The 12,464-nt window shown below is 56.1% G+C and carries 5 protein-coding genes and 2 pseudogenes; 3 read left to right on the top strand and 4 right to left on the bottom strand.

Translation table 11 applies throughout. The features are described 5' to 3' along the window. Positions 1–25: 25 nt before the first annotated feature. Positions 26–787: a hypothetical protein gene (locus IPM58_05825; protein MBK9306601.1), complete on the bottom strand. Its 762-nt coding sequence runs from the start codon at positions 785–787 to the stop codon at positions 26–28. Between the two features lie 155 nt (positions 788–942). Here IPM58_05825 and metH point away from each other — a divergent pair, with 155 nt between their 5' ends. The 3 genes and pseudogenes from metH (at position 943) to IPM58_05810 (ending at position 8,797) form a co-directional block, all read left to right on the top strand. Then, a complete protein-coding gene (gene metH, locus IPM58_05820; protein ID MBK9306600.1) occupies positions 943–4,638 on the top strand; it encodes a methionine synthase in 3,696 nt (1,231 codons plus the stop codon). Positions 4,639–5,257: 619 nt separating this feature from the next. Beyond that, positions 5,258–6,941 (top strand): annotated as a pseudogene (locus IPM58_05815) (hydroxylamine reductase). 479 nt (positions 6,942–7,420) lie between these two features. Further along, positions 7,421–8,797, top strand: a pseudogene (locus IPM58_05810) (sigma-54-dependent Fis family transcriptional regulator). A gap of 47 nt (positions 8,798–8,844) precedes the next feature. Here IPM58_05810 and IPM58_05805 read toward each other — a convergent pair. The 3 genes from IPM58_05805 to IPM58_05795 form a co-directional block, all read right to left on the bottom strand. Continuing rightward, positions 8,845–10,665: a HAMP domain-containing histidine kinase gene (locus IPM58_05805; GenBank protein ID MBK9306599.1), complete on the bottom strand. Its 1,821-nt coding sequence runs from the start codon at positions 10,663–10,665 to the stop codon at positions 8,845–8,847. 31 nt (positions 10,666–10,696) lie between these two features. Further along, a complete protein-coding gene (locus tag IPM58_05800) occupies positions 10,697–11,659 on the bottom strand; it encodes an ABC transporter substrate-binding protein (GenBank protein MBK9306598.1) in 963 nt (320 codons plus the stop codon). Positions 11,660–11,817: 158 nt separating this feature from the next. Next, a complete protein-coding gene (locus IPM58_05795) occupies positions 11,818–12,432 on the bottom strand; it encodes a TonB-dependent receptor (GenBank protein MBK9306597.1) in 615 nt (204 codons plus the stop codon). Positions 12,433–12,464: the final 32 nt, after the last annotated feature.

Here is a 12,464-nt window from a genome sequence, read left to right as displayed (position 1 = left end):
ACCTCCGTTCCATTCTTCGTGTCGACTACTCCTCGTATTGAGGAACCGGGATTGGTTTGGGCCATGGCTTGGGTGGAACCGAGTCTAGGCCTATCGGGTGAGCGTAGGGATTGGAGATTGGCTCATGCGTATGGCGCTGGCGAAGGGTCACCAGCTGCAAGCTCTGCGTGCTGATTTCCATTCGATCGATCAAGGCCCTGGTCGTTAGGCGATCAGGTAGTCCCTGCAGTGAGAAGAATTGGAAGCAGAGCGTCCAATCCAGTCGCTCCTTTGTGTTCTCTCTCACGATGAACCGAGCCGCTGATGAAGGCGTTCCTTTGAACAAGAGCAACCAGATATTGGATCGAAACGCCGGGGAGCTGGGGTCCGGTGAAGGATGAAACTCGGGAACTACGGCCGGGATGCGATGGAGCGGAACGGGCGGCGCAAACTCGATATCCACGAGTCGAACGATCAACGGGCGATTCTCGTTGTGATCATTCGGGTCAACGGCGTAGCTGAACGAGTAGCGGATCTCGATGCCGTCGCGCGTGAAGGTATACACATCTTCGCCGTTCTCCGGTGAGACCACGTTGCTGAAGTAATGCGACCAATCTGTGATCGGGTAATAGGTGAAGACTCGCAAGGCGGATTTTCGATCCCGCACGGCCTGTGGCATGCCGAGTGTATCGTGGAGTTCTTTCTGGGAAAGGCCTAGAAACCCATCCTCAAAGTACGGTTCGGCAAGAGTCAGCGAGGGAGGTGTTGTCAGGGTTACGATAGAGAGAAAAAGAATATGTCGTGTCATTCGTAGGCTCGATAAGATCGACATCGCCTGGCATCGTAGCCAGCGCTCCAAATATCTGTCAAGAATGGAGCTCCTGCTTGCTCGCTTGGAATGCCTTCCAGTATGATCGCGAGCAGAGCGAGAGTAACGTATTAAATTTTGTCATCAAGGTAATCATGGCCATACAGCACAAAGTGTCCATCGAGGCTCTGTTGCAAGACCGAATTCTCATTCTAGATGGGGCGATGGGGACGATGATTCAGCAGCGGAAGCTGGATGAGGCAGGGTTCAGGGGAGAGCGATTCAAAGATTGGAAGAAGGATGTAAAGGGGCACAATGACCTGCTCAATCTGACCCAACCTGCCATCATCGAAGAGATTCACCGGCAGTACTTGGAAGCGGGTGCCGACATCGTTGAAACCAATACGTTCAATGCCCAAGCCATTTCCCTGGCGGACTACGGGATGGAGAATCTGGGGTACGAACTTTCCAAAGCCGGAGCGGAGTGTGCCAAGCGGGCGGTCGAGGCCGTACAACGAGCGCAGCCGGAACGGCGTTGTTTTGTCGCCGGGGCGATCGGTCCGACCACAAAGACATCGTCGATTTCCACCGATGTGAACAGTCCGGCTGCTCGCGGGACAACCTATGACGAGTTGGTGAAAGCCTACGGTGAGCAGATTCGGGGGCTGCTTGACGGCGGCGTTGACTTGCTGCTCGTCGAGACGATCTTTGACACGTTGAACGCGAAGGCTGCGTTCTTTGCGATCCAGCAGGCCTTCGCCTCCGGTGCGCGCCAGGTGCCGATCATGGCATCGGTGACGTTCATCCAAGCCGGGAGCAATCGTGGTGTGACAGGGCAAACCGTCGAAGCTTTCTGGAATTCCATCTCCCATGTGCCGTTGCTCAGCGTGGGAATGAATTGCGCGCTTGGGCCAAAGGAAATGCGCCCGCTGATCGAAGAACTCTCGCACATCGCACCAACCCATATCAGTGCGCACCCCAATGCCGGTCTCCCGAATCCGTTACTGCCGACCGGATTCCCGGAAACACCTGACACATTAGCCCCTCAACTTCGTGAGTGGGCGGAGAATGGATGGCTCAACATCGTCGGAGGCTGTTGTGGAACGACGCCCGCCCACATCAAGAAAATTGCCGACGCTGTACATGGCGTGAAGCCGCATGCGATCTCGCGGGTTGAACCGTACACGCGATTGAGCGGGCTCGAAGCCGTGACCATCAGGCCGGACTCAAACTTCCTCAATATCGGCGAGCGAACGAATGTGACCGGATCACCGGCGTTCGCGAAGCTGGTATTGTCCGGTGACTACGAAACCGCAGTATCGGTCGCACGTCAACAAGTTGAAGGCGGTGCCCAGGTTATCGATGTGAACATGGATGAAGGGATGCTCGACTCCAAGGCGGCGATGGAAAAGTTTCTTCGTCTCGTCGCGTCGGAACCGGACATCTGTAAAGTGCCGATCATGGTGGATAGTTCCAGATGGGAGGTGCTGGAAACCGGGCTCAAGAATATTCAGGGCAAGGCGATCGTCAACAGCATCAGTCTCAAAGAAGGCGAACGGAAATTCATCGAGCACGCGACACTCGTCCGTCGCTATGGCGCGGCGGTCATCATCATGGCCTTCGATGAGAAGGGACAGGCTGATACGCTGGAACGGAGAAAAGAGATCTGCGCACGTTCGTATAAGATCCTGACCGAACAGGTTGGGTTCCCCTCGCAGGACATTATCTTCGACCCCAATGTGTTGACCGTGGCGACCGGAATTGAAGAACATAACAACTACGCGGTGGATTTCATTGAGGCGACGCGCTGGATCAAGCAGCACCTGCCTGGTGCGAAGGTCAGCGGAGGCATCAGTAATGTTTCCTTCTCATTCCGTGGCAACAACATCGTTCGAGAGGCGATGCATGCCGCGTTTCTGTATCACGCGATTCAAGCTGGACTCGATATGGGCATCGTGAATGCCGGTCAGCTTGCCGTGTACGAGGAGATCCCCAAAGACCTGCTCGAACTTGTCGAAGACGTGTTGCTCAATCGGCGGCCCGACGCGACCGAGCGTCTCGTCAGTTTCGCTGAGACCGTCAAGGCTAAGGGGAAGGTAGTTGCCAAGGACGATGAGTGGCGGAAGGCTACCGTGGCGGAGCGACTCTCCCATGCGCTGGTGAAAGGCATCACGGACTATATCGACCAAGATACCGAAGAGGCTCGTCAACAATACGCCAAACCGTTGGAGGTCATAGAAGGCCCGTTAATGGCGGGCATGAACATCGTCGGAGACCTGTTCGGTTCCGGCAAGATGTTCTTGCCGCAGGTCGTCAAGAGCGCCCGCGTGATGAAGAAGGCCGTGGCCTATCTGATGCCGTTCATGGAAGAAGAGAAGAAGCGGACCGGCAATTTCCAATCACAGGGCAAGGTCCTGCTCGCGACAGTGAAGGGCGACGTGCATGATATCGGGAAAAACATTGTCGGGGTCGTACTCGGTTGTAACAACTATGAAGTCATCGATCTCGGTGTCATGGTGCCCTGTGAAAAGATCCTCGCGGCTGCCCGAGAGAACAAAGCCGACATCATCGGTCTGAGCGGGCTCATTACACCGTCGCTCGATGAGATGGTGCATGTAGCGAAAGAAATGACGCGCGAGGGATTTGATGTACCGCTTCTGATCGGCGGTGCCACGACGAGCAAAGCCCACACAGCCGTCAAAATTGCGCCATCCTATGAGCGCGGCGTCGTCCATGTATTGGATGCGTCGCGGGCGGTCGGCGTCGTCGGCAGTTTGGTGAGTCACACGCAACGGTCAGGTTTCGTGAAACAAGTGCGGGATGATTACGAGCGGATGCGACAAGCACACCAGGATCGCGCTGCTAAGCCGGTACTCCCACTGATCCAGGCACGCGCGAATCGTTGTGTCTCGGACTGGGCCACGATCGATCTTCCAACACCGGCGCGATTGGGTATTCAGACTATTTCCGATCAACCTCTGGTCGAACTGATGCCATACATTGATTGGTCGCCGTTCTTCCATACCTGGGAGCTGAAGGGACGATATCCGGCGATTCTGAACGATTCGACGGTGGGACCAAAGGCGCAGGAACTCTATGACGATGCGCGAGGGGTGTTGGATGAAATCATCCAGAAGAGACAGGTGAAGGCCAAGGGAGTCTATGGGTTTTTCTCTGCCGCCAGTGTCGGGGATGATATCGAGCTCTATCAGGATCCGTCCCGAACGACCCTGCTCACGACGATCCATCATCTCCGGCAACAATCGGAAAAGCCGGCAGGACAGCCGAACCTTTCATTGGCCGATTATGTGGCTCCAAAAGAATCAGGTCGGGCAGATTATATCGGAGCCTTTGCCGTCACGGCTGGAATCGGGATCGATGAGCTCTGCGCGCGATTTGATCGAGACCATGACGACTACAATTCCATCATGGCCAAAGCCCTCGCCGATCGGTTGGCTGAGGCGTTTGCAGAATATCTCCATGCACGAGTGAGAAGTGAATGGGGATATGGCCGGAATGAACAACTCAAAAACGAGGATCTGATCCGTGAAAAGTATCGGGGAATCCGTCCGGCGCCTGGTTACCCAGCTTGTCCTGACCATACAGAGAAGCGACTGTTGTTTGATCTGTTGTCAGTGGAAAAGAATGCCGGTATCACGCTGACAGACAGCTTTGCGATGTGGCCGGCGGCGTCGGTGAGCGGGTTCTATTTCGCCCATCCTGAGGCCAAGTACTTTGCCGTCGGCAAGATCGGGAAAGATCAAGTCGACGACTATGCCCGTCGTAAGGGAATGGACCTCCGCACTGTCGAGCGATGGCTTTCCCCAAACCTAAACTACGAGCCTGAGTAAAGCGCAGGAACTCTCTGGGGCGACACAAGAACCATCACAATAGGTTGAAAGAACGTTCACCCCACCTTGCCTCTCGCTGATCCGGCGTAGGTCTCGCCTTAGTGTTGTGAATCAAATCAGATACTGAATCGATTTAGATACAATCTTCTATAAATCTAATCTGGAAGTCTTCGTGGTCTGTCTTGATCCTGCCTCAGCCTGAAGTGGGCATTCCGTTTGTCGCGTACATCAGCTGAGCCTAGTGCTATGTGGAACCATGGGCAGTCCGACAATAGATTCGGCGAAGGCATACCACCTATGTGTCGGTAGGCGCGGAATGATATTTGCTTTGTTTGGAGATATTCAAGTCGTGAATGGAGGAGAAGGTTGTGAGAGCTCGCTTAGCTACGTATTTACATCCCAGCCCAGGGTCAGGCTGGAACGCCTGCTCCAGCGGTTCATCTCCTTAGTGAGGCTCAGGACTGGGTCAGTGAACCCGGCGGTGATTTTCTACTATCACCGCCGGGCATCGTCGTGATAAAACGCTACGTCATCATGAAACGAGATGCCGAATGAAGATAGAGCTGAGATCATGGTATGGCCAGGGCGCGCTGGTCATCAAACGGAAGGAGTCGAAATGGTGAGCGTGAAGGATGTGCTGAAGTATGCGATGGTCGTCTGCGGCCTGAGTGTGCTGGCCGCACCGGTGGAGGCGAATTTTCGTCGGTGCCGAAGGAGACGGCCGAGGGCGTTGAAGTTGGAGCGTTCGGCGTCGCCGAAGAACTGGTACGAAGCCCTGATTAAGCTGGTACATGGACCCGGAGCAGGGCGTGGGCTAGGAAGTACGGGCAATATTGGCAGCCGATCTCCTTCAGTAAGTATTTCGACCCCACACCTTCCATAAGCCGCCGCAAGCCGTCAAAGAAGCAGCGAGCCGGCGGGAATGTGGAAGTGTCACACTGATGAATCGCCGGGGTGGGCCGGGCGTGGAAGAAGAGCACCCATGCCAACCTGGACAAGATTCGGAAGTTGAGCCCGGAAAGATCCGACATACTACAAGAAGGCCAAGCTGGAAGCCGTCGAAGAGAACCTGCGCTCGATGGGCAAGCTGGGGAAGACCGAAAAGCTGAAAGAAGTGGGCCGTATCGACTGCCACTTCGACATCAATACCAAGCAGAAAGCCGACCACCGCAAGGACATCAAGTTGGCCACCGCGACACCTGCGGCACCTGTCACTTGCAAGAGCTTGCTGAGCGGGAGTCTGAGCGGGACACCATTACCTGGCCGAAGGATCAGTGGCCGAAGGGCCGCCCGTCGCATGCGCTGGACTACAAGGCCAACGTCGAAGTGGACGTGTAGGCGGGAATGTCACAGCGGAAATCGCCGATGCGTGCACCGGCTGTCACGTCAATCAGAACAAGTGCGACACCTGCCTGCCCGGCATGAGTTCTCGGTGGCGGAATCCCGCAAGCCGGAAGTCTGTGCGGAGTGCCAGCGGGGCCGACCACAACAACTGGGAAGCCTACAACCTCTCAGGCATGGGCCGAAGTACCAGCGGATAAAGACCATTGGAACTTCAACGTGCCGATCAAAAAGCGATGAAGAACGGGGCCGAGACCGCGCCGACTTGCCAATACTGCCGCGGAGTATCACAGGCAAGATCGCGCACAACGTCGTGCGGAAAGTGCGCTGGGCGAACTATCCGTTCGTGCCGGGTATTCGGAGAACATCAAGACCGAATGGGCTGACAAGCGCAACGATGCGTGGATCAAGACCTGTACCAATTGCCACTCCGAAACCTATGCCCGAGCCTGGATGGAGTTCATGGACAATGGGGACCTTCTCCGGCTTGGACAAGTACGACGAAGCGCATCATGTCGTGGAAGAGAACACAAGGCGGGCCTGTGACCGGGCAGAAGACCAACCGGCCGACCCTGCCGGCGCCGGTGCAAGACGGCTTTGAACAGTTCTTCCAGATCTATTGGTCGAAGGGGGAACAACCCGGCGGCCAATGAGGTGAAGCTGTTCGAAATGGCGAAGACCACCTGGTGCAGTGCACGTGAGCTGGCCCACCAGTACCGGGGCTACACCTATGCGGTGGGATGGGCCGCGATGAACCGGGCCCATGTGGAAATCATGGACGACGATACGCGGCTGAAAGAGAGCTGGAATTGCAGGCCCGCGTCGCGAAGCTGGAAGGGCAGATGAAGCACAGTCTGCTCGATCTGGATAGCGAGACCGGCAAGCTCTCCTGGGGGGCATTGGCGGCGGCGGATGGTGGCGGGCACCTGGCGATGGCCGGCTGGCGGCGTCGTCAGAAGTAACCGGCCGTGAACGCGACATCGCCAGTCCACAAGTCGATGTCGCGTCCGTCCCGACCGCCCTCCCGTCACTAGGACTGCTCCTGGTGACGGGAGGGTTCCTTCTGCTCTGTTGGGTGCTCTACCTCTGGGTCAAACCGCTTCCCTCTCCCTCTAGCGTTTAGATTGAGCGCGTGGTTTGGAGTTCATGTTCGACTGAATCTAATTCGATACAGAATCCTTTTGTAGACAGATGGAATATGTCAGGCCATCTGAAGAATTGTTCGTGACCAGGAGTTACGAACCACACATTCTGTTCAATGACTTAGAAGATGGATTGACGAAAGCGTAGGCATCACGCCACTTCCTATCGTGCAGTGACCAAGGTCCCATTCTTGCTTTCAATAACGACTTAATCGTGGACTGACTTACTCCTTCGACTCATCTTCCGCTACAATGGTGCCGCGAGAAACCAGACCAGGAGTATCGATGCAGGCCCGTGTCTCATCGTCGATGACGACCCGGACATCCTCACGTCGTTGACCAAGCGCTTGTCATGGATGGGGCACGATGTGCTCACGGCCGAAGATGGTGAGCAGGCGCTGCGCATGGTGTTCGATGATCAGCCTGATGTCATGCTGCTCGACATTGAATTGCCGGGTCTCGGCGGGCTGGACATCCTCAAACATCTTGCTGAAAAGCGTTCGGCCGTTCCCGCTCCGACTCTGCCCGAAGTGATTGTCATTACAGCGTTTGGGACCATCGGTCGAGCTGTAGAGGCGATGCGGCTGGGGGCGTGTGATTTCCTCAGCAAACCGTTCGAACCAGACCACCTCGCTGTCGTGATCGAAAAGGCCGTAGCACAATCGGCCATCACGAGGCAGGTTGGTCTTCTGCAAGCGGAAGTGTACGAACGCTATGCGTGTATTGTAGGGCCGAGTCAACGGATGGGGCAGCTGCTCGAGACGGCCCGCCGTGCCGCTGCCTCTTCGGCCACCGTGCTTTTGCTGGGTGAAACCGGAACCGGCAAGGAGGTGATGGCACGCGCGTTACACCGCTGGAGTCCACGCGCCACAAGACCCTTCGTGGTCGTCAACTGTGCGGCGTTGCCGGAGAGCCTCCTCGAAAATGAGTTGTTCGGCCATGAAAAGGGCGCGTACACGGGAGCGGTCACGCGAGAGCAGGGAAAGATTGAGGCCGCCGCAGGTGGGACGGTCTTTCTCGACGAGATTGGGGATATGCCGGCTGGGCTTCAGACGCGCCTCCTCCGCGTATTACAGGACCAAGAGTTCTATCGTGTCGGAGGCAATCGACCGATTCGCATCGACGTGCGTTTTGTGGCCGCGACGAACCGAGATCTGAAGGACGCGATTCTTCAAGGGGCGTTCCGAGAAGACCTGTACTATCGGCTGAATGTCATCTCGCTGACGCTTCCGCCGTTACGCAAGCGAGGGGACGATATCCCCGTATTAGTCGACTACTTTATTCGGCGACATGGTTCTGCACCTGGACGTCGTCCTATCACGGTGAGCCCGGAGGCGCTGAATGTGCTCCGTGCCTATCACTGGCCGGGCAATGTACGGGAGCTGGAAAATGTGTTGGCCCGAGCCACGGTCTTGTGTCCAGACCACTCCATCGAGCCCGAACACCTTGGGATCAAGGTTCAGCGCAAGTTGTCGTTTGAGACGGACCTGTCGGAGGACTGTAGTCTGAACTACCATGCCGTGATGGAGACGCACAGCCGAAAGCTCCTGGAAGAAGCGCTGCGGCGATCCGGATGGAACCAAACGAAGGCGGCTGAGCTGCTCGGTCTACAACGCACCTACCTCACGAGACTCATCCGGCAAAGAGGGGTCCAGACGAAGTCATCGTTCACGTAGTCCGAGAGGACACGACAGGATTTTCAGGAGCCCCTGCCGGCAGGGGCTTACCGACGGATCATCGGGAGATTGGGTGTGCGATCTGAGACCGCCGTTGCGATAGTGGGTTGCGTCACGGGAATTGGGCGCAGGGTAAACGAAAAACGGCTCCCATGCCCTGGCACGCTCTCAACCCACAGTCGGCCATGATGTAGGTCAACGAGCAACTTGGCGATCGCCAGTCCAAGACCCGCCCCCTTTGATTGCTTGGGTGTGGTGGATACTCGATAGAACGGTTGAAAGACCCTTTCCGCCTCCTCCAGCGTGATCCCGGGACCCGCATCCGACACAGAAATCCTCACATGACCGTTTGGCAACAAGGTGGCCGACACGTCGACCGTCGTGTGTGGACGCGTAAATTTGACCGCATTATGCAAGAGATTGAGGATGATTCGGTACAATTTGTCGGAGTCAGCCGACACGCGGGGCAGATCGGATGCCAGGGTCATCGTGATATGCACTCGACGTTCGGAGGCCAACGGACGCATCTCTTCGATGGACTTGGCCACCACATGCCCGACGGCGATCTGTTCCAAGCGCACCGTCGTTTGACCCATCTCAATCTGTGACAGATCCAGGAGGTCGTCGATCAGCGTGTGAAGACGAGACAGGTTGGCCCTCATACGTGTCAACGACTGCTGTTGTTCGGTAGTGATGGCCCCATCGATTCCATCGCAGAGGTTGGCGATGTGGACTTTCATAGAGGTCAACGGTGTCCGAAGTTCGTGGGAGGCCGTAGAGATGAAAATGGATTTGCGGCGGTCGAGTTCTTGCAGCTTGGCGTTAGCTGCGGCGAGTTCCTGTGTGCGAGCTGTGACTCGATCTTCGAGGCTGTGGGCCAACTCGCGCAATTCCTGCTCGCGGGAATGTAATGTTTTTGCCATGTGGTTGAAGACACTGGTGAGTGTGCCGATTTCATCTCGGGTACGTATCGCCAAGTTCGGCACGGTATCTCCATCTGCGAGTTTCGTGGCGGCAACCGTGAGACCTTGCAAGGGAATGGTGATGCGGCGGGCCAGTACGACGGCCATGGCCAGCCCACCGATCAGGGTGCTCAGTGTAATCATGACCGCTTGCCACAAGAGCCGGCGTAGACTCTGCTGAAGCGGAGCCGTTGATATGCCGACCTGCACGAGGGTTGGAGGGATCAGAGTCTGCGTGGTGTCCTCCTCAAGTCCGTCCCATCGTTCTTCAAGCGTGAGTTGCAGCGCAGGATCCCACCCGCTGACCAGTGGGTAGCGTGGGACGTGAACCGTAATATCATAAAAAATGGGAAGCTCGGTTCCTGCGACTAACGCCAGTAATTCTCCCGGAGCTAGGTCGATGGTATCTCGAAGGGTAGGTCCCTGGCTGCTGAGGCCGATGGCGCTGACAAGCGGCTCATTTGTCATATTCCCCTGATGACGGAGCTGGACTAATTTTGTCGCGGCAAACCGGCGGTGTGCGGGATCCTGAGGAGCGAATTGTTCTTGCCACGCTCCCTTTCCAAACCCGGCCTGGAGCTCACCATTTGGAGCGATGACGGCGACATAGGCGACTGGATTGACGGCGAGAATTTCGTGCATGTGGTGGTGTAACCGAGGGATGTCCCCGGCGACGATACTAGAGCGACCCATCTGGGCAAGATGTTGGGCGAGGAGAGTGCCGCTCTGCACCGAGCTTTCTGCCGCAGATCGCACCTGTTGTCGGACAAACAGCCAAGCCAGGAGGAGGCACGCAATGACCAGGATCAGTGCGATACAGCAGACCAGCTTGGCTCGGAGCGAGATCGAAAACCGATGAGGTGTCAGTGTGCCGAATTTCGCTCTCATTCGTGAGCCGTCCATCATGTGCGGTCGCCCACTCCTCTTGGCTGCATGGCTAAGGGGTGAGATCCGAGGCATCGCGATTGTGAGCGATCGGCCCCGATCCGCTAAAGAGATGGTTGGCCAACCGGATCAGCTCGGGATTGAGCGATATGTCGAAGTAGGATGCGGATTTTAGGTTCACTGCCCATTGAGAGTGCTCAGGAGCTTCCATTGTGCCTGCAAAAGCACCGGCGTCTCCGAGGCGCTTCAGTGACAGCCGTGCCGCCTGCTGGCCCACGGCCCAGGGATCCAAGACAAGCGCTCCGACGGCTCCTTGCTGGACTAACGTGGAGGAGAAGGTAAAGATCGGTACCTTGGCCGTCAGACTTGATTCTAAAAAGAGAGGGATGACCGATTCAGACACGACAAGCTGGTCTTGAATCAGCCACAAGGCGTCGATCTTCGGAAGCAACCCACGGAGGGCATGAGCAACGTCTTCCTGGCGTCGGACCGCAACCGGGACAAGCTCCAAGCCCTGCTGACGAGCCACTTGGATTGCCTTCCGAACAGCGGCCCCTGTTTGGTCCTCACCGTACAGCACTCCGATTCGTTTTCGATTGGGCATGAGGGAGTGGAGCGCTGCTAGTTGCACTTCCGGTGTGGTCCGAACGGCAATCCCAGTCATGTTGGATGCGGGAAGATCATAGGTTTCAGGATTTAGTACCATACAGAACACCACGGGTGTATCGAAGATTTCCAGCTTGGTGGACATCGCTGCCTTGAGTCCGACCGCGAAGATCAGATCGGGTGGTGAGGCGCGCAACCCTCTGCCGATTTCCCTGCCTCGTGTGAGGTGACCGTTCAGGCTGTACTCTTTTACCTTCACCAGCGATGGAAGGCCTGCCTTGAATCCCATAATGGCTTGGTCGTAAGACGGCAGATCCGCGGATTTGACGATGGCAATTTCTGCCGCCTCAACCCTGTCCCGGAGGGTTGTGAAGGAGAGGAGCGTCAAGAGAGCTGATAGGAGCAACATGAGAGATCCAAATTCAATCGACTAATTAGGTATCATAGCTGACATCTACACGCGTTGCCAACGACGCGATGATGAAAGAGGATGACGCGCTGGTTCAACTGCATGGGCGAAATTGAGAAGCAATTATTGGGCCGCAGGTGTTGCGTGAGGAGAATGGATCAGAGTTTTACTGTTAACCATCCCATCACCCTGGTTCCAAGCAAGTCGCCGAGTGGATGTTCGCGATGGGTATCGTTCAGAGCGTTGAAGACGGAAATCGCGAGTTCAGCTTCCCTCACATTGTCACCTGTCTGTTGTCGCCAGATGACATAGCCCAGCCGGAGATTGAGGAGGTTGTAACTGGAGACACGTTCTTGGGGAACTATGGTGCCGACGGGGAAGAAGGGTGCCAGATTCGTGAACAGTTCCGATAAGGGATAGGATGCGGCGCCCACATGATGGTAGAGCACCTCACCCCTCAATGGATGCCAGGTCATTCGGAGTCCAGCATTCACCTTGTGGTGAGAAAATCCTCGCTCGCTAGATCTACCGGAGGATTTTCCAACCTCTTGATATGCGTAATTGGCAAACCCCGAGAGCCAAGACGTTATTAAGGCTTCTACGCCGACTTCTCCTCCATAAATATCGGCTGAGTTTCCATTAATGGGGGTCGCTGGGCTTAATGGATTGCTCGTTGGATTGCGAAATATGATTTGGTCAGAAATCTGGTTGAAAAATCCGGTCACCCTCGTTCGTAGCCTGTGGTCCACCACCAGCCTTGATAGCCAATTCATAAGGGACGATCTGTTCAGGCTTCACGTCGGTT

Origin of the sequence: Nitrospira sp. (assembly GCA_016715825.1) — a bacterium.
Classification (GTDB): Bacteria; Nitrospirota; Nitrospiria; order Nitrospirales; family Nitrospiraceae; genus Nitrospira_D.
The sequence above is the reverse complement of the archived record's forward strand: the minus strand, read 5'-3'. Positions and strand labels throughout refer to the sequence as shown.